A 25,313-nucleotide genomic window follows, 5' to 3' on the forward strand; every position below is an offset into this window, starting at 1 on the left:
TCCGCGAAATACATGCAGGTTCGAAAACTTACAGGCGAGGCATTTGTAGTCGTTGTTGGACAAACAATATCCATTGCAGCATCCATACTATTAATCAAATACGCAACGGACCTATTCGATGCAGCACCGCTGGGTAGAGCACTACTTGCAACAACAATAACGGGACTCTCTGGCCAATTGATCACCGGCGGAGTGGGAGCTGGCCTCCAAAAGCAGTTCGCATCAGCACGCGAAAGCAATGCACTGTGCGCATTCCGAAAGAGTGCTAACTTGGTGATAGTTCTCGCGACCTGTTGTGCTTCTCTAGTAACCACACTTTTATCGTTGATTGCACTTTACGCTCAGGTACTCGACTCATACACAACGGTTTTACTACTTGGAACACACGCGATAAGCTCGTCGATTAATTCCCTTCATCTCGGCTTGTTTGCTGCTGCTCGGATGCGCAAGACCGTCGCGATTACAAGCGTCGTCGAATCCACTGGCCGGATTGCCGTACTGCCGCTTATCGTTACCCATCTAGGAGCAACGTCTGAATCTTTTCTCTTAGCCTTCCTCATCCCAGGGCTAGTGGTGAGCATCCCATTGCTATTGCGTTGGAGATACTACCTCTCGCCGAGCCCTACACCTCTGGTCAAGAGCGATGCCAGTTCGGGCGACTTTGTGAAGCAGGTACTGCGTTTTGCTTGGCCTTACACTACCTGGGGAATCTTAACATCGGTGCATCAAGTATCCGACCGTTGGTCGCTAGAAATTTTTTGCTCTTCGGCGGATATCGCGATTTATGCAATCGCATTCCAAATTGGTTACTCGCCCATTGTCTTGTTGACCAACATTTGCATCAACTTTATCACCCCAATCTTCTTCCAACTTGGAAGCAAATCAAGCAGTTCAACACGAAAGCAACTGCACTCCTTAACTTACAAACTCGCCCTCCTCATCCTCTTCGCGACGCTAGTAGGTTCTATAGGTTTCTCCGTCACTAGTAGTTTATTCCAAAGTAGTGTCCTAGATAGTCGGTATAGCGACTCGCTGAGCCTTGTTTGCGTACTAATCATCAGTGGTGGCGCGTTTGCAATTGGACAGACACTTTCTATAACAATTTTATCCGTCTCGACCTCGCGAGCGATTCTAGCGCCTAAGATCGGGACAGCGATCATCGGAATCATAATCAACATAATTGCCGCATATTGCAGCGGACCGATTGGCGTGGCCTATGGTTCACTTGCGTTCTCGCTCATTTATGTTTTATGGATGCTAATCATAACCAGGTCTCACGAAAAGCAATCCATAGCACCGACTAGTGCTGCCGTTACAACACTCTAGCTAAACATTCGGTTGCTTCGCAATCACAACCCAGAGGTTCGTTCGTGTATCGCGAATATATCAAATCGCACATAAACCATTTTCTTCGATTATTCGGCGTGCGTATGGTTTCTGCTAGATGGGGACCGCGCGGCTTTGCTTCCGCATTTCGGAACCTGCGTGACGAGGGCTTTGACTTCAAGACAATCTGGGATGTCGGCGCAAGCGATGCGTCGTGGACACAAGAATGTCGAGAAGTTTTTCCGTCGTCGGACTACTATCTGTTTGAACCATTGCAAGCACATTGCTCACAGTTGCGTTCACTTTCGGAGTCCGATCCAAGAATACATTTTTTCCCGTGCGCTCTCGGCGATACGCAAGGATCTGCGATTCTTAACGCACATGAAGGCCAAAGCAGCATCCTACCATCGCAGGAGTGGAAGGGCCAGGAAGAAAGGATCACACTTTCAACTGCGGATGAAGTAATCAAACAAACAGGAATTGTACCGGATTGCGTAAAAATAGATGTCCAGGGGTACGAACTTTCGTTACTTAGGGGATTTGAAGCTAATCTTCGCTCTTGTAAGTTCTTACTAATCGAGGTTTCATGGATACCTCTTTACGAGAACGCGCCATTAGCTGATGCAATCATTTCATTCTTGGCAGCAAATGGTTTTCATGTTGTTGACATTTGCACGTATGCGCAGCGACCGAAAGACCTTAGACTCACCCAATCAGACGTACTCTTTGCAAACACGACAACCGGGCTATCATCAAATACGGGTTGGTCGTAGTACCGTTAGTAGCAGTCACTGCCTCTCTAGCTTGGTAGACTATCCAAGAGTGCCCGTTTTCTTAATCGATTAAGAAGAAGTAATATATTTGGCAGTGTGCATAGTACTATTAACGCTTCCAAGCGGTCAGCGATCCTCAACGATGAAGCTGAATCGACGCCCGTTTTGATTTTGTTCACACAACGTTCTCGGATGGATTGGTCCGCATTTAAAAGGACTCACATCGACTAGCTCGGTTCCTTTGCCTAATCAGACTCGGAGTGGTTTCACTCGTTTATTCCACACATCAATCAGCCTTACATGAAAACCAACTGACAATCCCTGATCGTTTTTACAAAAAAAGTACAGAGATCAGCGAAGACGTGACTGGAGAAAGAAACTTGCCGCACAACCGAATAAAATTTAGAAATCGACTAATTTCTGCATTCCCATGGGCATTCGATTTTTACGAATCTGTATGTTTTGTTTCGCATGCATCGGAGTGGAGGAGAAGTGGGCTATCGATTCCATGTCCAAGCCTGCTTAAGCGTGCCATCCTTCTCCAGGAGATTAAGGCATTCAAGGCGGAAAACTTTATCGAGACCGGCACCTACCTGGGAGACACGCCTTGGTATCTTCGCAAGCACCTAAAGCGAATAGTTTCGATTGAAGTACATCCACCACTTGCGGATCTCGCGCGCACCCGTTTCAAGAAAATTGAGAATGTTACGATCGCGGAAGGCGACTCGGGTACTATACTAAGTCAATTCGTAAAGGACCTGAACGGACGGACGGTTTTTTGGTTGGACGGTCACTATTCTGGTGGAATAACAGGAATAGGCGAAGAAGAGTGTCCCATCTTTCGCGAGCTCACCGCCATTATTTCGCTTTGTCGGACGGACTGGCTTATTCTTATCGACGATGCAAGGTGTTTTGGTAGCCACCCTGCATACCCGACAATTGAAGAGATTGCCGCTTTTTTCAAAAACCATCGAAAAGATGTAAAACTCAGCGTAGCGAATGACATCATCCGTATTCAAGACGTTTCTGAACATCTTCTACCTTAGTGAATTGCCTCTTGAGAAATGAGATCTCAGCTGAATGGGTTAAAACAACCCGATTCGAGGGAGATTCTCGATTTCTAGATCACTCAGAAATGGTACCGAGGGGCAAAGAAGTCGCCATCGCTCAGCGGCACCTTATCAAAGCTCTCTTGTGCTACGTGATCTGGCTCAATCTTTACGGGTTCGAAATACCGGCAGAGCATAAAGAGATTGATGTTTTACGATTTGCAATGCCTGTTGAAGAAAGGTTGAACGCCTAATGCTAGATAAACTTCTCAGAAAAGTAACCGCCCGTCTAAATTCAATCCAAGGTAAGGGCTGGGGGACGTCGACATGCGGGCAGGAGGTTAAGCAGACGCTCAAGTTTGCGCCCAAACCCAAAATTGTCCTAGATGTTGGTGGTAATGTCGGTGACTGGACGGGAGAAATTCTCAAACTTACTGCCCCCAAGATGATTTATGTATTCGAACCTTCAAAAACCAACCAGTCCAAGCTTGCCGATCGATACAAGCTCCGTTCGAATGTAACATTGTTGCCTTATGCCCTGTCGGATTCCGACGGAATGGGAAAACTATTCACCGATGCACCAGGAAGCGGTTTAGCAAGCTTGCATCATCGAGACTTAAGAAGCCATGGACTTTCACACGACGAATCGGAAGAAGTCCAGCTATTGAGTTTTTCAACATTTGTCACGCAATACGCAGTTGACCATATCGACATACTCAAGCTAGACATCGAAGGACATGAACTAAACGTACTTCAATCTATCCCGACAGAATTCTATCACAACATAACTCTTCTGCAGTTTGAATTCGGCGGGTCGAATCTTGACTCACGAACCTTCTTTCGCGACTTTTGGAACCTTCTTTCACCGAATTTTCTCTTTTTCAGAGTTTCGCCGATCGGAGCGATTCCTATTCCTAAATATCGCGAACAGGATGAACACTTCGTAACAACTAACTACATTTGCTTGAATCGCAATGCACCCCGATAGAGTGAAAAAGGGATGCGTTCCACTCATTACTTTGCTTTCTCCAACAAACGTATCGCGCCATTCAACCACAACCACACATTCGCTTACGAATCCTTTACACGGTAACAGCTTCGCGACGAGCAGAACATACATACCGACAAATGCTTAATCGGGTCTGTCCCATTCACGGCGTATGCTTTACCATCGCAACTTATAGCTCTATAACGCCGTCGTCTCACTGTAACCCAGTATAATGCACCGAAGAAAACCTGTTGTAAAGCTGCTTCTATGCGGAGGGCTAGGAAACCAACTTTTTCAGTACGCCTTTGCGCGTTGTCTTGCACTTCGTACCGACGCTCGGCTGATTCTGGACACGAAAACCCTATTCCAAACAGATACTCGCTACCGTCGCACCTATGAACTCGATGCATTCAAGCTTAGTAACGACGTAGAATACTCCAAGACGGCCGGGTTAGTGGAGCGCATTCGAGTCCATTTCTATCGCCATGTTGCCAGCAAAACTCCAGTCTCAACAGTGAGAAAGCAATTTATAGAAGAATCCCAACTGGGGGTTTTCGATAATTCCCAATACAATCTGCTTCCAGCCAAGTCGATAACGCTAAAGGGATATTGGCAATGCCCCATGTATTTCGAGTCGATTGAAACTATCTTAAGGGATGAACTTTCCATTAAAAAGCGGTTGATGGGAGTAGAAACTGAATTATCGGCCAAGCTAAACGTTTCTACTTCAGTCGGAATACACGTAAGACGCAATGATTACGCCCGATGCCTGTCAGCTGAATACTATCGCGTTGCGATGCAACGCATTCGCTCGCAGGTGATTAATCCGCAATTCTTTGTCTTCTCAGACGATTACGAATGGTGGAACAATCAGTTTGGTGATCTTCACGATGTTCATTTCATTTCGCGTCAAGGCAGGGAGCCAATAGATGATTTTCATCTCCTGTCGTTGTGTACCCATTTTATCATTCCGAATAGTACGTTCAGCTGGTGGGCCGCCTGGCTGGGGCGATCCACAAGCAAGATCGTGATTGCACCATCGAAGTCTATTTGGGTTGATAGCTCCGAGATTCTGCCTAAGGACTGGCAAATCATCGAAGTTCAAGAAAGTACTCGAGTTCCAGCGGATATCACCGGCCCGCGGGAGTACGAACCCGTCTCTCGTGAAACCACCATAGGCTCCTGCTGAGACTCGATTCTGACCGAGTTATATCAAAGACCAATCGAACTTGAACAATCTCGGTATGAAGACCATTTATGTAGGACAATTATGCAAGGGCAGCACCGCTTTGCACCGCCTGTGGGCGCTACAACAGCTAGGCTGCAAGGTAAGTGAAGTCGACACTACTTTGCCACTTGGGCGGTATGGTCGTAGCAATCTCTCCAAACGTCTGTTGCTTTCAATCATAGTTCGCACGAACAAGCTGTTAGACTGGAAGCGAGTCAACAGCAAGCTAGAGAGTCTTTCCAGAAAGAACGACTGGGATCTGCTCTGGGTCGACAAGGGCCAACAGATTCAGCCGGAAGTGCTTAGACTATTTAAGGCCCGACAACCTCAAGCAAAACTGGTCAATTACTCTCCCGATGACATGTTCAATCCAGCCAACCAAACCGAACGTTGGAGAAAGGGGCTTCCACTTTATGACCTTCATGTCTCGACGAAGACATATAATATTCCCGAACTACTCGAAGCGGGTGCGAAAGATGCGTTCTTTGTCGGGAATGCTTACGAACCGACGATTCACAAACCCTATGAGCTAACCGCTGCAGAATTAAGACAATTAGAAAGCGATATTGTCTTCATCGGAGCATCCGAAGAAAAGAGAGATCTGTCGATTTCGTATCTTGCATCAAAAGGTCTTAGAATTGCGTTACACGGTGGCGGGTCCTCCTGGAATAAGATAAAGGACGCCTATCCTAATGTTTCGCTCTACCCAGGGTTCATTGCAGATGAGCACTATGCAAAAGCACTCAATGCATCGAAAATCGCACTTGGATTTCTCAGGAAGCAAAACCGTGATCTACAGACAACACGGTCAATAGAAGTCCCTGCGTGCGGCGTCTTTATGCTTGCAGAGAGAACAGACGAACATCTTGCATTATTTAGCGAGGGCAAAGAAGCAGAATTTTTTGCGAACGACGAAGAGCTCTATTTTAAGGCGCGATACTACTTAGATCACCCTGCCGAGCGCCAGGCGATCGCCATTGCTGGGAGGACGCGTTGCCTCGCATCTGGTTACTCGAATTGCGAGCGGCTCAAGACGGTCCTTAAACACTTGCTCTCGAAAGAATACTAAAGCCATCGTGTTATCTTTATTGATGCTTTTGGTTGCTCTATTCCTTGTGATCGATGCAATCCTTTGGAACCGTTTAATCAAAAAATCCTCTTCGCTTGCTGCTAAGACCGTCTTTGTTTTTAACGCATTGCAAAAGGTCTTTCTCCTGATGCTCTGCTGCTCCGTCATAGTTTCGGACTCCAAATCCCTCCCCTGGGGTGACACGCTGCTGGAGTCACCAGGCAACGCTGCGATTGGAGCCTCAGCTGCAAACTGGACAATCGCCCTGCTTCTGCTTGTAATTCCACTCAGACCTCCAGCGTTACACAGGCAGCAATTCAATCTCGATCTTTTCAAAAATGCGGACCGGACGTTTGAGATCTTTCTAATTTTAGCGGGATTTCTTAACCTCTTTTACTGGGTCGCGATCACGGACTTTTCTAATCCAATTTATTACATCGCTCGTCGACTAGATGGAGCGTTGAATATGACACCATTCTTCGTGGGATTGACAGCATTCCGCCTGAAACTTGCCTTCCGCTTTTGGCTGGTTGTCCTTGCTTGTCAGATCGTCATATCGGTAATAACGGGTACACGTGGACAGGCGTTTATCCCACTTATCCTTTTCCTTGCGGGGTTTGCGATTGGATTGCCCAGCTGGAAGTTGCGATTTCAAATTGGTACTACCGTTCTGATCCCAGTTGCTGCCCTTCTTCTATTCGCGGGCGCTTACATTGGTGTTGCCCGAGACATTGTTGGTAGAAAAGACCTTGCAAGCGCACTAGAGTCGGGGTCACTCACGAGCAGAGTAAGCGCAAATGCAATTGAAAACACGATGAGCAAGGCCGGAGATGTTGTCTTTAACGCATTTAACCGATTGACACTCTGGCCCCCTCTCGTCGTCCCCTGTATGAGTCCCGACATCGTACCATATTGGGGTTTCGATGATCTTTATGACGAAATTGCAGCAACGAGAAGCATACGAATCGGTTCGGACCAAACATCCGGTAGCATGTATTCTGCTCACGTAAGGCTTCAGCCCTTTGGTTTCGCAGTTCATTATCGGAGCGACGGTTTAAAAGTAAGTAGCGTTGAGCTTCCCCCTTTCGTTGATGGGTATGCACGTGGTGGATGGATTTCCGGATTTGTGTTCTGCGGAATTACTTATTCAGTACTTTTGTTGCTCGAATCAATTGCAGCACGACAAATAGCGCCAAAAAACATGACACTATTTTTGATGCTTCAGGTCGTTATTTGTAGCCCTACAAGACTTATGGACAATGGTGCGATTGGCGCAACTCGTTTATTGGTCCTCGAAGCAATAATGTGTTTCGTGCTGTTTTACATATTCATTACGGTAGCAAAGAGTTTTGGAAGCAACCAACCTTCGACACCTGAATTGTCTGTATGAGGCTAGCAGTGACGCTTAATGCAAATAGATAATCGTTTCGTCGAACATCCTACAACCACACAATGAATCAAGACTACTCCGATTACAAAGAATGGAAGGGTTGGGGGCGTGGTAATGCCGCAACCGCGACAAGTAACAACTACTTTGATGCTGAAGTTTTCAGTTCCCTGACTAACCGACCTAAAGAACTGTTGGAAGTCGGATTCGGAAATGGAGAGTTCCTTGATTGGGCGAAAAACCAGAATCTCAAGGTAACTGGGATAGAGATAATCCCAGAACTGGTATCTACCGCAACATCCAGGGGAATTGAAGCGTATCAAGTTAACCTCGCATCTGGTTCCGTTGACGACTCGCTTCAAGGAAGGAAGTTCGATTGCATCGTCGCATTCGACGTGATTGAGCATCTTTCTGTTGACGAGATCCGGACCTTCCTCAGGAGACTCAGCAAAATGCTGAATGATCAAGGACGTGTTATCTTGCGATTCCCAAATGGCGAGAGTCCATTCTCAATGCCCTTGTTCAACGGAGATCACACACACCGATCCTGGCTATGCCGTTCAAAGCTAGAACACCTATGTATTAGTACCGGGCTGGAACTCGAGAGATACCGCAACGCGTCTCGGGTTGCAAATCAATCTAGACATCGATACGTCAAAAGACTGCTGTTCGTTTTACGCGACCTGATCGAGGTAGTCATCGGTTATACCTACTATTCCAAGCGATTGCCACTCGACCCGAATGCCATTGCGATCCTTAAAAAGACAGATGTCGTTCAATAGCGCAATTCCCTATGCGCTTTGACAATACTCTGTAGTTTGCAATGCGATAGTTTTTCTTGGTGTAAGCATATCATGGGCTCACTGTTAGTATGCTGCTGCCTAACCACAATTCGAGGACGTGCCGTACTTGTCCGAAGATTCTCTCACCCATCGTCGTCCCGCGATTCGGATTCTTCCTTGGCTTTCAGAGTACTTTCTGCTAAATTCCCACCCGACAGCCGACAACATAGTCTACCTAAGACCGTCTTGGAGTAATCAGCACCTCTTACGAATTCCCTACGCGCAATCCACAATGACAGAGATTCAGCACAAGCCTCGCGTGACGCTTGTTTTACGCAGTCCAAGACCTGGAATCCATAGTATAGAGAGATTATTCAGGACCCTCGAACCACTAATCAGTAGTGACTATCACTGTGAGTTCCTCACTCTCCCGAAATCTAAGATTTCGTTACGCAACCTCATAGAGAATATAGCTCAGGTATACTCCCATTCAACAGATTTACTGCACATCACAGGAGATGTTCATTATCTTGCCATACCGGTGAGAAAAAAAACAATTCTGACTATCCACGACTGCGAACGTTTGCGGCACTTCAGAGGCCTCAAACGAGCCATATACAAACTTTTGTGGTTCAAACTCCCTTGTCTCCTCGCAAAACGCATTACCGTCATTTCAGAATCGACCCGCAGAGAACTCGAAAGGGAAGTCGGACATTTGGGCGAAAAGGTGGTAGTGATTGAGAACTGCGTAACCCTCTCGACGACGCGTACCAACCGCGTGTTTGAAAGCGAGTCGCCTCGCATTCTCCAGATTGGATCGGCTAGGCTAAAGAACCTCGACGGTTTGATTAGGGCAGTAAGGGGATTAAAATGTCAGCTCCACATTGTGGGTAAGATATCCGACGAGAACCTAAGGCTACTAAATGAGTTCGGCGTGAGTTTCAATAACGAATCCGATGTTTCGGATGAGCGCATGAGATCCATTTATCACGAGAATGACATACTTTTCTTTGCAAGCCACAGCGAGGGTTTTGGACTTCCTATCCTCGAGGCACAATCTGTCGGCGTGCCGGTCATTACGTCGAACAGAAGTAGTATGCCGGACGTCGCCGGAGGCGCCGCGGTATTAGTCAACCCAGAAGACCCACTTGATATTCGTGCGGCCATTACAAAACTCGCTACTGATCAAGAAGCCAGACGAGCGATCGTCGAAAAGGGCTTTTTAAATATTGGGCGATTCCACCCTGAAGTCATTGCTACCAAATACAAAACTCTTTATAGAGAGATGGTCGAAGAGGTTTAGTTTACATGGTACGATTCTTGGTTTTACGGGACACATGATCCATCCATGATCAACGACAAACCCGATTCGACGTGGTAACATTCTACGTCAAACGTATATTCTCGAACACAATCAAAACTTTTTGTCGACCCATTAGACAAAGCGCCCCTACCGCGAAACACGCCTGTCGTTTCCCAACATGTTGAGTTTAAACTACACACCTCTCCAATATTATTCGTTTTGAAGGCGACATAAGTGAATCGCAAGTGCGCTTCTATATTGGTGGATGCAAGTAACAGCGGGGGTGGGTCCAACATTCTGGCTCAGTATCTCAACGATAAACTGGTCGAACGTGGCGATAGGTGCTTCTTCGTAGTTCCAAAGCAGTTTGCACGTGACCTCAATTCATCCTATCAAATTAATTCCTTCGGTCCCTTCGATCCAAGGCGTCAGGCTGCGATCGAGAAGTTGGCGAAGCAGTATCAGCCAGATTCTATTTTGTCTTTTGGAAACATTCCTCTGCAAAAACGCTTTCCAAACTGCCAACTGTTTACTTTCTTCCACAATGCTTATCTCTTGCCAGGATTGGCCCCTAAAGCTACTCCCTTCCGTGTGCGACTTCGGATTCTCGCAATACAGATGAGCATTAAGTTCTTGCAGAGAAATACAGACACCTGGATTGTTCAAACCAATTTTGTCAAGAACCGCCTTGAGAAATGGTTGGGTCTTGAGAGCGGCAGAGTGGTTGTCGCTCCCTTTTTCCGACCTCCACAATTTCACGAAGGCGGCCAAGTCGTTGAACACAAGTTAGACCTGTTTTATCCAAGCAACTTTTCTTATCACAAGAATCATTGCAACTTGATTCGCGCGATATCCTGGTGCCGTAACAATAACCAGCAGTTTTCCCTCGGACTTACACTTGGGAAAGTAGCCGACTCTTCATTCCAAAGTGCTTTGAGCGAGGCTATGTCCAACGGTGCGGATATTAGGCTACTTGGAACAATTAGCCATGATCAAGTTTTTTCGGTCATGCAGGAATCCAAAGCCGTTGTCTTCCCATCCGTTCTGGAAACACTCGGGCTCGGACTGGTGGAGGCTGCAATGCTGAAAAAGCCCGTTGTGGCAAGCAAATCCAATTGGATCGACGAGATCGTAGCCACGGATTACAAGTTTGACCCAAATTCACCAGAGTCAATTGGTCGAGCTATCATTCGTTGCTTGAGAGAGGACGAGCAAAAGCCAGCGATTCGAAAAATTGAAGACCAAATTGATTTGGTGTGTGACTTGCTCGCGGGTCGTTCTTGATAGTATGGCGAGTACACAACGTTCATACGCATTGCAAGTTGTTCGATCACTCAGATGTCGTCGTGTATAAGCAATCACGAACGTACTGGGTTCAGTGAACGCTCCGTTTAAGTACGCTCTCGTGATTGTTTCGCAGTAGAAGTTGAGTCATGGCTACACCAGAAAAGTTAGACGTTCAGCAATTTTGGGAGTCAGGCTCCTGCGGAGAACACCTGTATCTCGATGGTTTTTCGAAAGAAGATTATTTAGAGCAATCTCGCATCCGGTACCAGCTCGAACCAGAGATATTGACGTTTGGAGACTTCGAAAAATATTCAGGAAAAGTCACCCTCGAAATTGGAGTAGGCCTGGGGGCCGATCATCAACGACTTGCGGAATCAGGCGCGATTCTTACCGGAGTCGACTTAACTGAACGTGCAGTAAGTCATTGCCAACGTCGATTTGAACAATTGGGGCTAGAGTCTAGGTTGCTGACAGCAGATGCGGAGAATCTGCCGTTCGAGGATTGCTCTTTCGATGCTGTTTATTCCTGGGGGGTACTACATCACTCTCCCAATACACCACAGGCTATTCAAGAAGTCTTTCGAGTTCTTAAGCCAGGCGGCTTTGCGAAGATCATGATCTACCACAAGTACTCGATAGTGGGTTACATGCTCTGGATTCGGTACGCGCTTCTCCGCGGACGACCGTTTCTCTCTCTCGAATCTATCTATTCAAAGTATCTCGAAAGTCCTGGAACAAAGGCTTACTCGATTAACGAGGCACGATCTCTCGTTAGCCGCTTCGATATCAAGAAAATTGAAACGAATCTGACCCACGCGGATCTTCTAACTTCTGACGCAGGGCAAAGGCATCGGGGACAACTATTGAGATTCGCCAAAGCAATCTGGCCGAGGTCGTTCATTAAACGATTCCTCAAAGGACACGGATTGCAATTGATGATCGAAGTTGAAAAGCCAAAATGAACTCCGCGAAATTAGCATGTAGCGAATCGATGACCAACGCAAAGCCCCTGGGGTTTCAGGTCACGTATGATCCAGATCGAAGTACTAGCATCCTTTTCGGAAGAACACCCTGCGACGCCGCGCCATCGATGCGTTCCGTTCCGGAACGTTTCATACTCTGCTTGAACTGACTAGTGCGTTCGAATTAGACAATTCCTACACTCTAACATCCATCTTGCAGGCCGATGGATCATCTGGATGCAAAAGGCACGACAAAATGACGTGCTAATTTCTTGCTTATTTTGAAACGCCGTGAATACTTGTCTCGATGTTCGCGAACCTTCATCGTTATGCGTCGAGACTGCCGTATGTGCGGTATTTTTGTCGCCCTTTCCAACAGGGCGACGCCTCAGTTAGCCCCATTCTTCCACCTCCAGGATCATCGAGGCCCTGATGAGAATGCGATTCTATTTGAACCACCTCTGACGCTCGGACATCAAAGGCTGGCGATCCAAGATCTTTCCCCAAACGGGAGCCAACCAATGCGGACTCCCGATGGTCGATTTACCATCGTCTTCAACGGGGAAATCTATAACCACCAAGACATTCGAAACCAGTTTCTTTCGCATGTCCCATTCCGGGGACATTCCGATACCGAAACGCTACTCCACGCCTTTGCAACCCTCGGCCTCGATGCCCTGCCGAAACTCAACGGGATTTTCACGTTTGCTGTCTTCGACAAACAATCCCAAAAACTAACCATCGCGCGTGACCCACTCGGTGTCAAACCGGCCTACTACTACCAAAGCAAAACCGAGTTTTTCCTCGCCTCCGAATTGAAGTCGCTCGCGTTCCTGCCGGGCATCGATAAATCATTAAATCATCAAGCCATCGCGAACTACTTAACGTTCCTGTGGTCCCCAGGCGAACAAACCCCCTTTTCCAATATCAGAAAGCTTGAAGCAGGTCACTTTCTCGAAATCGACCTTGCTCCCTACTCTGGTAACTGTCGCCCAAAACAGTATTACGAAATTCCCTTTAACGGTGAACGGAATTCATTCCGTTCGACCGAAGACTGCGTCGACCAACTGGATTCCCTGCTCCAGCAAACCGTCAAAAGGCAACTCCTCTCCGACGTCCCCGTTGGTTTCTTCCTTTCTGGAGGACTCGATTCCAGTCTCCTCGCTGCCATCGCCCGAAAGCAAATTGGCGAATCATTCCGCTGCTACACGATCCATTCTCCCAAATGTGGCGGACTAAATGGAAAATCATCCGACGGCTTCGTGGATGACTTTACCTACGCTCAGAAAGTCGCCCATTCTCTCGACCTAGACCTGCAAGTCGTCGATGGAGACCACGACGTCCTCGACCATTTCGACGAAATGATCTGGCATCTGGATGAACCACAAGCAGACGTCGCTCCTCTGCATGTTCGTAACATCTGCCGCCACGCACGCTCGCAAGGGGATATCGTCCTCATCGGTGGGACCGCGGCCGACGACCTGTTCAGCGGCTATCGCCGCCATCAAGCGGAATCACTCGAAAAGTTTCTATCGTGGATTCCTACACCGGTGCAATCCGCGTTACGCTCCATTGGCAAGTACCTCCCAAATACAAATCCAACCGCTCGGCGGGGAAAGAAGCTACTCTCGCAACTAGGAAAAAGTAGCCTTGAACGCGCTGCCGGATTCTACACATGGCTTGACCGGTCTCGCGTTGCAAAACTGTTTGACAGTTCTATCCAACACGAGCTGGAAAATTACGACCCGGCTAACTTCCTCATACAGTCGATTGCGAAGATTCCAAACGAATCATCCTTGCTCAATCAAATGCTGTTCTGGGATTTGAAATATTTCCTAACCGATCATAACTTGAACTACACCGACAAGATGAGCATGGCGGAAGGCGTAGAAGTCAGAGTGCCATACCTCGATCTCGATCTAGTCGATTTCGCCTGCAAACTTCCCATACACCTCAAAATGCGAGGCAAAACAACGAAATTCCTCCTTCGCAAATTGGCCGAGAGATACTTGCCTCACGATGTGATTTATCGCCCCAAAACCGGCTTTGGCGGTCCCGTCCGACAATGGCTTGTAGATGGAAAATTGGATGCTCGCTTTCAAAGCTTGCAACAACATGGTTACGAGCCAGTTTTCGACACGAACGCCGTAAAGGAATTGGTTCAAGCGACCAAGCGAGGCGAAGCCGACGGAAGCTACTCTCTCCTTGCTGTCTTGGCTGTCGACTCCTGGATGACCCAATTCATGGGAAATGGTTCCGCGAAGCTTTACCGACCATTTTCAACAGCTGCATAGCATTAGCCGTTTTCTAAACGGCGTTCTTCGTTTCTACCTGTCTCCGACAGGTACGCCTCCAATCACCCTACAAATCGCTATCCTGCACCCAATATCGATTTGCCTGCGAAGGGGTTGAACGAACACCGCCCTGACAGCGGTCACTCCTCTTTTCCTCGCTACTCGCCCCTCGCCCCTCGCCCCTCGCTACTCGCTACTCGCTACTTTTTTCTTTTCCTCGCTTCTCGCCACTCGCCTCTCGCTGCTTCCCTATGTTTGATATCTGCGTTCTCGGCCTCGGTTATATTGGACTTCCTACGGCCTCCATCTTTGCGACCAAAGGGAAGAAGGTCCTTGGGGTGGATGTGGTTCCACACGTGGTTCAGACGATCAACGAAGGACGTATCCATATCGAAGAACCCGACTTGGATATCCTCGTCCGCGCTGCGGTCCAAAGCGGGAATCTCACCGCCGCTACCGCTCCCCAACCTGCCTCCACCTTCATCGTCGCCGTTCCAACCCCCTTCCATCACGGCAACGGAACAAACCTCCCAGACCTCTCCTACGTGGAAGCGGCCACGCGATCGCTGGCCCCCGTGGTGAAGAAAGGGGATCTTATCATCCTCGAATCGACCAGCCCGGTCGGTACCACCGAAATGATGCGGGACTGGCTGCTGGACGCTTGCGCTGGCCAATTCACGGAAGAGGATTTTCTCTTCGCCCATTGCCCCGAACGAATTCTACCGGGCCAAATGCTGAAAGAACTGGTCTCCAATGACCGTATCGCAGGTGGCCTCTCCCCCGAAGCCGCCGAAAAGGCAAAGGAACTCTACGAAACATTCTGCTCCGCAGAAATCTTTATCACCGACGCGCGCACCGCGGAAATGGCCAAGCTGACGGAGAACTCCTATCGCGATGTGAACATCGCCTTCGCCAACGAACTCTCCATGGTCTGCGACTCGCTCAATATCGATGTCTGGGAGCTGATCCAACTGGCAAACCGACACCCCCGCGTGAAAATTCTGCAACCCGGCCCCGGCGTCGGGGGCCATTGCATCGCCGTCGACCCCTGGTTCATCGTCGCCGCTTGCCCGGATCGCGCCCGTCTCATCCGAACCGCTCGGGAAGTGAACGACGCGAAACCGAACCATGTGATCGAGCAAGTCAAAGAGCGAGCCGAACGATTTCGCAAACCAGTCATCGCTTGCCTCGGCCTCGCCTTCAAAGCGGATGTGGATGATCTGCGTGAAAGCCCTTCACTCCATATCGCGGAACAATTGGCGGATCTCTACGGCGAGGAATTGATCGTATGCGAACCGCATATCACCCAACTGCCGAAATCGCTCGTCGGAAAAGCCAAACTGGAACAGGCCGAAGAAGCTATCAAACGAGCCGATATCGTCTTGCTACTAGTCGACCACAAGCCCTTTAAAAAGCTTCCCAAACGAATCCTCGACCAACGCGTCGTCATCGACACAAGAGGGTGTTGGAAGTGAAAAAAGTAGCGAGGGGCGAGTAGCGAGCAGCGAGGAAGAACGGGCATGGAGCATGGAGCATGGAGCATGGGGCATGGGGCAGGGAGCAGGGAGCAGGGAGCAGGGAGCAGGGGGCGAGAGGCGCCCAAGTCCCGGTGGGGACGAAAGGTGGTTTTTCAAGCCTACGGCAAGATCTTACCCACATGCAATTCGCATTCATCAAGGCACCCCGATTCCATCCTTCACGCAAGACGCATAACAAGAAGCCGCGCCCATCCGATATTGCCTCACATGGCGATGACACAATTCCACCATTCCGGGATGTTCTTTCGTCCCTACCGGGACTTCGGGCATGGTTGGCCCCCCACCCAGCCCTAAAGGGCTGGGCTATTCTATGCCGTCCCTACCGGGACTAAAACCTCTCGCCCCACACCCCACACCCCACACCCCACACCCCACACCCCACACCCCACACCCCACGCCCCACGCCCCACGCCCCTCGCCCCACACCCCACGCCCCACGCCCCACGCCCCACGCCCCACACCCCATGCTCCATGCTCCATGCTCCATGCTCCATGCTCCATGCTCCATGCTCCTCGCCCCTCGCCCCTCGCCCCTCGCCACTCGCCCCTCGCCACTCGCCACTAAGAACTAAGAACTAAGAACACCGTTCGGAGAACGGTTCCCCCCATGCTGCAAGTCTTACAGAATCTCGGTAACGGACAGACGATGCTTGAAGAAGTTCCCGTGCCAGCGGTCTCCTCTGGCAAGCTTCTGATCCGCACAGAGTCGACACTTATCTCCGCAGGTACGGAGAAAATGCTGGTCGAGTTCGGGAAGGCGGGTTGGCTGGGGAAAGCCAAAGCGCAGCCTGAAAAGGTCAAACAAGTTCTCGATAAGATCCGAACCGATGGCTTGCTCCCCACCCTCGAAGCGGTCTTCACGAAACTTGGGGAACCGCTCCCTCTGGGATACTGCAACGCCGGGACCGTCGTCGATGTCGGCGCCGGGGTCACCGAATTCCAAATCGGCGACCGCGTGGTCTCCAACGGACCGCACGCTGGCTTTGTCTCTGTCCCCAAAAACCTGTGCGCACGCATTCCCGAAGGCGTTCCTTCCGAAGAAGCCGCTTTCACCGTTCTGGCCAGCATCGGCCTGCAAGGGATCCGTCTCGCCGCTCCCACTCTCGGTGAATCGATCGTTGTCTATGGCTTGGGATTGATCGGCCTGATCACAGTCCAACTTCTTCGCGCCAATGGCTGCCATGTCATCGGGATCGATATCCACCCGGAACGCCTAAAACTGGCTCGCGACTTCGGGGCCGAAACAATCCACGGCCTAGAGTGCAACGATGTCGGCGGCATGGTCCATCATCTCACGCAACAACGCGGGGCCGATGCGGTCTTGATCACCGCCTCGGCCAAATCGGACGACATTGTCCGGCAGGCTGCCAAGGCTTGCCGCAAACGAGGTCGCATCGTTCTCGTCGGCGTCGTCGGGCTTCAACTGAACCGAAGCGATTTCTATGAGAAGGAACTCTCCTTTCAAGTTTCCTGCTCCTACGGGCCAGGGCGTTACGACGCTTCGTATGAAGAGGCGGGAAACGACTATCCAATCGGATTCGTACGCTGGACCGAACAACGGAACTTCGAAGCCATCTTGCAGATGCTCGGTCGAGGGCAAATATCGTTCTCGAAACTCCTGACGCACCGATATCCGATCGACCAAGCGATCGCGGCCTACGAAACGATTCAAAAGAACCCAAACTCGCTCGGAGTTCTCCTTGAATTTCCCCAGGACACCCCTCGATCACAAACTCTGTCGATCGCGGCCGCGTCGACGACGCCATCCCCTCTCTCCACGGTAACCGCCGCAGTGACCGCCGCAGTCATCGGCGCAGGGAATTTCACACGCGCCACGCTACTGCCTGCGGTGAAAGGGCTACCGGTTCGATGGAAATATGTCGCAGGTCGCTCCACTCCTTCCGAAGTGCAACACACTGCCAAGAAGTTTGGGTTTGAGCGTGCCACTACCGATCTCTCCGAAGTCTTATCGGATCCGGAAGTTCATTTGGTTTTCATCACCACAAATCACGACTCGCACGCCCAACTCATCTGCCGCGCGCTGGAAGCTGGCAAGCATGTCTTCGTCGAGAAACCGCTGGCCATAAACCGTGAGCAACTTGACCAAGTCATCGCATCGGCGAACAGCGCTGCCTCGTGCAAGCTTATCGTGGGGTTCAACCGTCGCTTTAGTCCGCACACACTCCGTTGCAAAGAGCTTCTTCGGGGACGGACCGGTCCGGTCGCCATGCAGATCATGATCAATGCAGGGAGTATCCCTGCGAACCATTGGGTTCACGATCCCCTGGTTGGTGGCGGGCGGATTATCGGAGAAGCGTGCCACTTCCTTGACTGGATGAGTTACATCACCGACAGCGACATAAAAAGCGTCAGTGCGTCGCAGCTGGCAGGTGGTGAAGCGATTCACGAAGACAAGATGACTATCAACGTGACCTTGGCCGACGGCAGCATCGGCAACCTCTGCTACTTCGCCAATGGTAGCAAAGCCTATCCCAAGGAAACCTACCGAGTCTTTTCCGATGATCGAGTTCTGGAGATCGACAACTTTCGAGTCACCCATGGGTATGGGTTCAAGGGATTCCGAAGGTTTAAAACGACCCGGCAGGAGAAGGGGCATAAAGAGCAATTCGCAAGCGTGGTTCAGGCATTACAAGGTAAAAGGGCGTTCGAAAGCAATTTAAGTCGTTACATCAATACGACGCTAGCATCGTTCGCCGCCGTCGAGTCCGCCGCAACCGATACCACCATCACGCACCTTGCGTGAGTGAGCAGGAACGGTCGAGGACGAGCCGTTCGACATTGGCCAACAGTCGAGACGCCGGCTCGACAATCGATCCTGAAAGGATCAAAGCTTGTAGCCGGGGGTTGAGCGCGAGCGATACCCCCGGTCCCCCCCACCCCTTCTTCTATCCCGAAGGGATTAAAGCGATGCGATGGCTTGATCGAGATTGGTGTTCCTCCTTGCGATAGAACGCATCTCGATTAGCAACACGAAGATGTTCAGGCGTGCGGCTTGCATCCCGTCGGGATGCTCAATCCATGGGAATCCACCGGGGGTATCGCATACGCTCAACCCCCGGCTAATGGCTATAGTCCTTTCAGGACAAGAACAGGAAAACGTTCGACAATGTCGATCTGTTGTCCTCAACAGATCCCTCTGTCGATCCTGAAAGGATCAAAGCTTGTAGCCGGGGGTTGAGCGCGAGCGATACCCCCGGTCCCCCCCACCCCTTCTTCTATCCCGAAGGGATTAAAGCAATGCGATGGCTTAATCGAGATTGGTGTTCCTGCTTGCAATAGAACGCATCTCGATTAACAACACGAAGATGTTCAGGCGTGCGGCTGGCATCCCGTCGGGATGCTCAATCCATGGGGAATCCACCGGGGGTATCGCATACGCTCAACCCCCGGCTAATGGCTATAGTCCTTTCAGGACAAAAGAAACCGTCGAAACGCCGGTTCTACATTGCTCCACGCTCCACGCCCCACGCCCCACGCCCCACGCCCCACGCCCCACGCCCCACGCCCCACGCCCCACGCCCCTCGCCACTCGCCACTCGCCACTCGCCACTCGCCACTCGCTACTCGCCACTCGCTACTCGCTACTCGCTACTCGCTACTCGCTACTTTTCTTTCGCCACTTGTTGATTGAGCAAGATGCACGTTTTGTATTTCCATCAGTATTTTTCGACTCGACAAGGCAGCACGGGGACTCGATCTTACGAGATGGCGCAAAAGCTGCTCCAACGCGGTCATTCGGTCACCATGGTCTGCGCTAGCTATGGCGCTGCCAATACGGGACTGACCGCCCCCTTCCAGCGTGGGCGTCGGGAAGGGACAGTCGATGGCATCCATGTGATTGAACTGGAATTGCCCATTTCCAATCGAGATAGCCTTCTCAAACGAACTTGGACATTTCTCAAATACTCGATTCGCAGCTCTTGGATCGCGCTCACGACGAAATGCGATGTTGTCTTCGCCACTTCCACCCCCTTAACAGCGGCGATCCCGGGGCTGATGGCTAGCTGGTTTCGTTGGCGACCTTTTGTGTTCGAAGTGCGTGACCTCTGGCCGGAGCTTCCCAAAGCGATGGGGGTGATCAAAAACCCGATCATCCTCTTCCTCATGGCCGTTCTCGAGAAGCGAGCCTATCGAGCCTCGCAGCGGTGCATCGGGCTTGCTCCGGGAATCGTCGATGGCATCGCCAAGCACATTCCTCGCGAGCGAATTGCCTTGGTCCCGAACGGCTGCGACCTGGAATTCTTTGATCCGGAGAAGAACCAACCTTGGCGACCCGATTCGATCGCACCAAATGAATTCGTTGCGATCTTTGCGGGAACACACGGCCCCGCCAACGGACTCGATGCGGTACTCGATGCAGGAAAAGTGCTCCTGCAACGAGGACGAAACGATATCAAGCTCTTGCTAGTCGGGGATGGGAAGACCAAAGATCGACTGATCCGTCGAGCTAACGAAGAGAACATCACCAATGTCGTGTTCCATGCCAATGTTCGCAAGGAGCTAGTACCGGGCCTTTTGCGGGGCGCGGATGTGGGGATGCAGATCCTCGCGAACGTACCCGCGTTTTACTATGGCACCTCGCCGAACAAGTTCTTCGATTACTTGGCCGCAGGGGTTCCAGTCCTTAACAATTACCCAGGCTGGGTCGCCGACTTGGTACAGACGAATCAGTGTGGCAAAGCGATACCGCCGGACGATCCCGATGCATTCGCCGACGCTCTTTGTTGGATGGCGGACAACCGGGATGCGTGCCAAGCCATGGGACTTGCCTCCAGAGCCCTGGCGATGCGCGAGTTCAATCGCGACCGACTCTCCGACGCCTTCGTCGACGTCCTCGAACAAGCCGCAAAGTAGTCACCGTTTGGAAAACGGCTAAGACTTGATGAATCCTCTGATTCAAGCTTATTGGATTGCAAAAGGGGTCGGCTGGGACAATGTCCCTCGCCGGCTCGTGCAATCGTTTGCACTCCGCTCCGGTCGCTTGATCCGGAGCCAAAGCCCAAGCCTCTATGCTTCGGAGCGATGCCCGCTCGCATCGCTTTCACCCTCCGACCGGTTATCGCAATGGCACCAACGTAGCGAACGCTTTTTTCTGATGCCCCATTCGGAATCGCTTCGTGCGATCGTTCCGCAGAGCATTTGGGATGAACAAGTCGTTGCACCCATCCACTCCGCCTTGGCCGGACACTATCCCATGTTCAGTCACTGGACCTCCTCCGTTGGCTGGCCACCGAATTTCAATCGCGATGCGACCAACCAGATCGATTGGCCCGTCGGTCCCTTGTGGCCGCGCACAACGCGATCGGGAGGTGAGCGGGATGATATCAAGCTGGTTTGGGAGCCCTCTCGGTTAACGCTTCTCTATTCCTTAACGCGCGCGTATCGATACGATGGGGACGAAGCGTTTGCGGAAGCCGCTTGGACGTTGATCGAAGCCTGGATCGAGCAGAACCCGGTGAATCAAACGGTGGCTTGGGGGTGCGGCCAAGAAGTCGCGTTTCGCCTGATGGCTGTGCTTTTCAGCGTTATGGCCGTATTGGAGAGTCCTGCCACCACCCCAGAAAGACTAAAGAAAGTGGACCTGCTGGCTTGGCAGTCGGCGAAACGGATCGCGTCCAATATCAACTACGCGATCAGTCAAGAGAACAATCATGCGTTGAGCGAAGCGGTCGGCCTTTGGACGGTCGGGCTTTTGTTCCCCGAACTTCCCGAATCCGCTCGATGGCGACGCCAAGGCAAGACGACTCTGGAATCGGAAATCTCCCGGCAGATTTACGAGGACGGATCGTACGTGCAGCATTCGATGTCCTACCATCGCGTCATGCTCGATGACATGCTGTGGGCGATTCGACTTGGGGAAATTCATAACGATCCTCTTTGTCGTGAAACCATCGAGCGCGTTGGCTGCGCTATCCGATGGCTGGATCGGTTTGTGGACGATTCAACGGGCAGGGTCCCTAACCTCGGCTCGAACGATGGTGCGAATGTCCTGCCTCTATCCTGCAGCGACTACCTCGATTATCGCCCTGTGCTCTTGGCCGGTTCCACTCTGCTTGGCATTCCTGTACGCGATCGAGAGTACGGGCAGGCACGGGAGAAGTCAGTTTGGTTGGCCGGTGAGACCGCGATGAAGGCGAAACGATCAGAGACACTTTCGGCTGAGGAACTTGTCTGGGATGCACCCTTGGGAGGTTATGCCATCCTGCGTCATGAGCATGGCTATATGCTTCTCAAGGGCTCGAAGTACCGAGACAGGCCGGGTCAATGCGACATGCAGCATGTCGATTTATGGCACGAACATGAGAACATCCTGCGCGATGCCGGTAGCTACTATTACTACCATCGTGACCCTCTGTGGAAGAAGCTCTTTTACTCCGTCGCGTCGCACAATAGCGTGCAACAAGCATCGCAGGAGCAGATGACCAAAGGCCCGAATTTTCTATGGTTCCACTGGCCTACGGTGGAAGAACGGATCATTCGCCCGACCCAATTAAGGCTTACCGTTCGCTACAACACGCAGGCTCCCTATCGACATCAACGCCAAATTGATCGAGACGGTTCGCGCTACATCATCCGCGACTCGATTCAATTGCTGGGTGTCCAATCACAGGTTGGTCAATCAAGAAATGGGCGATCACTGGGTGGAAAGAACCGAGAAAACGATTGTGTCTGCCGTTGGCGTCTCAGTCCCAATCTGAACTGGCAGTTAAACGACAATCAGCTGATAGGGGTGAAGGATCAACGAACGCTTTGCCGCATTCAGTTTTCAAGCTCGTACCGCATCGACACGCAGATTGTCGAAGGATGGGAATCCCTCTATTATGGGAGCAAATCGAAGCTGCCGGTCGCGGAAGTTCGATTTCAGGTCGGCGACTTAGAAACACGTATTGAATGCTGCAATGATGCCCCACGCTCAAATCCTTCATAACAAGATCAACGAAGTGCTGGAGGAGTCCGGGAGGGCAAGGGTGGCAGAACTGACGCCGGTCGCACGACTCAAGCAAGATCTAGACTTGGACTCCCTCGATCTGGCAGTCCTCACCGTGAAAATCGAGGCCGATACAGGAATCGACGTCTTTGCAGATGGTCTCGTCGAAACCGTCGGAGAGATACTTGCGAAAATGCAACGCTGATCGCCCCTTCCTCGTCGATCATCAAAGGGGCGGCGAGCCATGGGGTCCCACGATCTGGACCTACCGGGATTTGCTGACCGATCTGGCTGCGATGGGTCGGCCGGCCAGTGCGGTTCAGCCGGCCAGTCTGGATCAGCCAGTGCCTGGCGGGTGTTCCACTGAGCTTGAGCGGTCAGCCAGCGGGGAGGGGGAATGCCGTTCTGAGAACGGTTCCTACAGGGACGGTTATCACTTTCTTGTACGGGTGATTGCGAATTTACTTCGCAATCGGGATTGCGATTTGCGCGGTCCCTTGGCCCCCTCTCTTTCTTCGGACGTGGGGCATGCGGACCTAACGTTCTTGTCTCCTGATGGCACCTTCGACGGCGAAGCTCTCGCGGCACGGATCCTGACGTCGGCAAGCCAGATCGTCCTCTCGACCTCGGGGACCACCGGGGACCCGAAGCCAATCCGTCAATCGATGGGGAATATCTCACGCGTTGTCCAAATCGCCCCCAAACATGCGAGCGATGTCTGGGGACTCGCTTACCAACCGACGAAGATCGCGGGTTTGCAAGTTCTGCTCCAAGCGCTTTGCAACGGGAATACGCTGGTGAATTTGGTCGGTCTACCCGCCCCGGTTGCTCGCGATCGCATTCGTTCATTCAACGTGACGCACTTGAGCGCCACACCTACTTACTTTCGTCTGCTCGCCTCTGATACAGAACCGTTTCCGCTCGTTCAAGCCGTGACGGTGGGAGGGGAAGTGTCCGACGCGCCGCTTCGAGCTCGCCTAGGGCAACTCTTTTCCAACGCGAGATTTCGAAACGTTTACGCCTCAAGTGAGTTGGGGACCCTTCTCCACTCCAATGGCGACACCTTCCTCGTTCCCAATTCGCTTCGAGACCTTGTTCGCATCCAAGAGGAACGACTTTGGGTTCACCAAGACCTTTTGGCTGAGAATATTCGCTCCCAATGTGTCGATGGATTTTGGGATTCTGGGGACTCCGTGGAAGTCCTATCGAGTGAGCCGCTTGAACTGCGCATCACAGGCCGGCGATCGGATTGGATCAATGTCGGAGGGTTGAAGGTCAACCCGCATGAGGTGGAAACGGCTCTCTGTTCTCTCCCCGGAGTGCTCGATGCTCGGGTTTACGGCGTCCCGAATTCGGTCACGGGGAGCTTGGTCGCGGCCGAACTATCGATCGAACCCTCCTCCTCGCTCCGCGTCGCCGATGTCCGCGGGTTCCTGCAAGGGATTCTCCCACCGCATGCGATCCCCCGCGTGATAAGCTTCCGCGAAGGGTTGGGAGTTTCACAATCGGGGAAGAAGGAGCGTCGCAGTTGAACATTTTACTAACCGGGGGAACACGAGGGCTTGGGCGCTCGATCGCCCAATCGCTGCTTCAACGGGGGGACCATGTGTGGATCCTAGCCCGCGATTCGGAGTCCGCGGCCCGGGATTGGCCGGCAGATTGGCCCGCGGAGTGCGAGCCGACTTGGCGGGCGCAAATGCACTGGGTCCAAGCCGATTTATCGGACACTGCAGGGCTGAAAGCCGCGCTAACGCAAAGGATTGATGGCAAAGCGATCCCCTTCGATGGCTTGGTCAACAACGCGGCCATCGCCTACGACGATCTAGTGACGAATCTATCGATGGACGAACTTGAGAACAGCTTTCAAGTCAATGTCTTTGCACCGATGGAGCTAACCCGTTTTGTCATACGTAACATGCTGTTGCACCGACGTGGCGGTTCCTTGGTCCACATCAGTTCCATATGCAGTCGGACCGGGTACAAGGGCTTAGCCATGTATGGAGCGACGAAGGGGGCGATGGAAGCTTTTTCAAAGGGGGTTGCACGTGAGTGGGGGAGCAAGGGGATACGGAGCAACTGCGTGTTACCGGGATTCATGGAGACCGACATGTCGGGAGGGTTATCCGTCGAGCAGCGAGAGAAGATTTACCAGCGCACCTCGTTGCGGCAGCCGACTTCCCTATCGAGTGTCGCCTCGACGGTTTGTTTCTTGTTGAGCGACGCCAGTCAATCCATCACAGGCCAAGACCTCATCATCGACGCAGGAAGTTTGTAAGTGGCATGGAGCATGGAGCATGGAGCATGGAGCAAGGAGCAAGGAGCAAGGAGCATGGAGCATGGAGCGAGTAGCGAGGGGCGAGGGGCGAGGGGCGAGGTTT

The 25,313-nt window shown here is 51.5% G+C and carries 19 protein-coding genes; all 19 read left to right on the forward strand.

Annotation, left to right across the window (positions count from 1 at the left end):
* Positions 1 to 12 precede the first annotated feature (12 nt).
* On the forward strand, positions 13 to 1,326 hold the full coding sequence (locus SH467x_RS02780; RefSeq protein WP_482369770.1) for a lipopolysaccharide biosynthesis protein: 1,314 nt from the start codon (positions 13 to 15) through the stop codon (positions 1,324 to 1,326).
* A gap of 44 nt (positions 1,327 to 1,370) precedes the next feature.
* Positions 1,371 to 2,099 (forward strand): FkbM family methyltransferase, encoded by a 729-nt coding sequence (locus tag SH467x_RS02785; RefSeq protein ID WP_482369771.1) that lies wholly within the window; start codon positions 1,371 to 1,373, stop codon positions 2,097 to 2,099.
* Between the two features lie 260 nt (positions 2,100 to 2,359).
* Positions 2,360 to 3,145, forward strand: coding sequence for an O-methyltransferase (locus tag SH467x_RS02790; RefSeq protein WP_482369772.1), 786 nt, complete (start codon positions 2,360 to 2,362; stop codon positions 3,143 to 3,145).
* A gap of 256 nt (positions 3,146 to 3,401) precedes the next feature.
* Positions 3,402 to 4,136, forward strand: coding sequence for an FkbM family methyltransferase (locus tag SH467x_RS02795; RefSeq protein WP_482369773.1), 735 nt, complete (start codon positions 3,402 to 3,404; stop codon positions 4,134 to 4,136).
* A gap of 232 nt (positions 4,137 to 4,368) precedes the next feature.
* Positions 4,369 to 5,325, forward strand: coding sequence for an alpha-1,2-fucosyltransferase (locus SH467x_RS02800; protein WP_482369774.1), 957 nt, complete (start codon positions 4,369 to 4,371; stop codon positions 5,323 to 5,325).
* A gap of 55 nt (positions 5,326 to 5,380) precedes the next feature.
* On the forward strand, positions 5,381 to 6,433 hold the full coding sequence (locus SH467x_RS02805; RefSeq protein WP_482369775.1) for a CgeB family protein: 1,053 nt from the start codon (positions 5,381 to 5,383) through the stop codon (positions 6,431 to 6,433).
* 7 nt (positions 6,434 to 6,440) lie between these two features.
* Positions 6,441 to 7,823: a hypothetical protein gene (locus SH467x_RS02810; RefSeq protein ID WP_482369776.1), complete on the forward strand. Its 1,383-nt coding sequence runs from the start codon at positions 6,441 to 6,443 to the stop codon at positions 7,821 to 7,823.
* Between the two features lie 62 nt (positions 7,824 to 7,885).
* A complete protein-coding gene (locus SH467x_RS02815) occupies positions 7,886 to 8,602 on the forward strand; it encodes a class I SAM-dependent methyltransferase (protein ID WP_482369777.1) in 717 nt (238 codons plus the stop codon).
* 292 nt (positions 8,603 to 8,894) lie between these two features.
* Positions 8,895 to 9,905, forward strand: a complete 1,011-nt coding sequence (locus tag SH467x_RS02820; RefSeq protein ID WP_482369778.1) for a glycosyltransferase family 4 protein — start codon at positions 8,895 to 8,897, stop codon at positions 9,903 to 9,905.
* Positions 9,906 to 10,139: 234 nt separating this feature from the next.
* A complete protein-coding gene (locus tag SH467x_RS02825) occupies positions 10,140 to 11,189 on the forward strand; it encodes a glycosyltransferase (protein ID WP_482369779.1) in 1,050 nt (349 codons plus the stop codon).
* Positions 11,190 to 11,338: 149 nt separating this feature from the next.
* Positions 11,339 to 12,154 (forward strand): class I SAM-dependent methyltransferase, encoded by an 816-nt coding sequence (locus tag SH467x_RS02830; RefSeq protein ID WP_482369780.1) that lies wholly within the window; start codon positions 11,339 to 11,341, stop codon positions 12,152 to 12,154.
* 347 nt (positions 12,155 to 12,501) lie between these two features.
* Positions 12,502 to 14,448, forward strand: a complete 1,947-nt coding sequence (asnB, locus tag SH467x_RS02835; protein WP_482369781.1) for an asparagine synthase (glutamine-hydrolyzing) — start codon at positions 12,502 to 12,504, stop codon at positions 14,446 to 14,448.
* Between the two features lie 251 nt (positions 14,449 to 14,699).
* Positions 14,700 to 15,923 (forward strand): UDP-N-acetyl-D-mannosamine dehydrogenase, encoded by a 1,224-nt coding sequence (gene wecC / locus SH467x_RS02840; RefSeq protein WP_482369782.1) that lies wholly within the window; start codon positions 14,700 to 14,702, stop codon positions 15,921 to 15,923.
* 670 nt (positions 15,924 to 16,593) lie between these two features.
* Complete coding sequence (locus SH467x_RS02845; protein WP_482369783.1) at positions 16,594 to 18,750, forward strand: bi-domain-containing oxidoreductase; 2,157 nt, start codon at positions 16,594 to 16,596, stop codon at positions 18,748 to 18,750.
* A gap of 893 nt (positions 18,751 to 19,643) precedes the next feature.
* Positions 19,644 to 20,861 carry a glycosyltransferase family 4 protein gene (locus SH467x_RS02850; RefSeq protein WP_482369784.1) on the forward strand — a complete coding sequence of 406 codons (1,218 nt, stop codon included), beginning with the start codon at positions 19,644 to 19,646 and terminating at the stop codon, positions 20,859 to 20,861.
* Between the two features lie 28 nt (positions 20,862 to 20,889).
* A complete protein-coding gene (locus tag SH467x_RS02855) occupies positions 20,890 to 22,935 on the forward strand; it encodes a heparinase II/III family protein (protein WP_482369785.1) in 2,046 nt (681 codons plus the stop codon).
* The gene (locus SH467x_RS02860) at positions 22,907 to 23,140 is read left to right on the forward strand and encodes a hypothetical protein (RefSeq protein ID WP_482369786.1); all 234 of its coding nucleotides are present in this window, start codon (positions 22,907 to 22,909) and stop codon (positions 23,138 to 23,140) included. Before SH467x_RS02855 ends, SH467x_RS02860 begins: the two co-directional genes overlap by 29 nt.
* Positions 23,121 to 24,467 carry an AMP-binding protein gene (locus tag SH467x_RS02865; protein WP_482369787.1) on the forward strand — a complete coding sequence of 449 codons (1,347 nt, stop codon included), beginning with the start codon at positions 23,121 to 23,123 and terminating at the stop codon, positions 24,465 to 24,467. The genes SH467x_RS02860 and SH467x_RS02865 overlap by 20 nt, the downstream gene beginning before the upstream one ends.
* A complete protein-coding gene (locus SH467x_RS02870; protein WP_482369788.1) occupies positions 24,464 to 25,210 on the forward strand; it encodes an SDR family NAD(P)-dependent oxidoreductase in 747 nt (248 codons plus the stop codon). The genes SH467x_RS02865 and SH467x_RS02870 overlap by 4 nt, the downstream gene beginning before the upstream one ends.
* Positions 25,211 to 25,313 lie beyond the last annotated feature (103 nt).

Origin of the sequence: Brakhagea slesvicensis (assembly GCF_052161625.1) — a bacterium.
Classification (GTDB): domain Bacteria; phylum Planctomycetota; class Planctomycetia; order Pirellulales; family Pirellulaceae; genus JBKCUI01.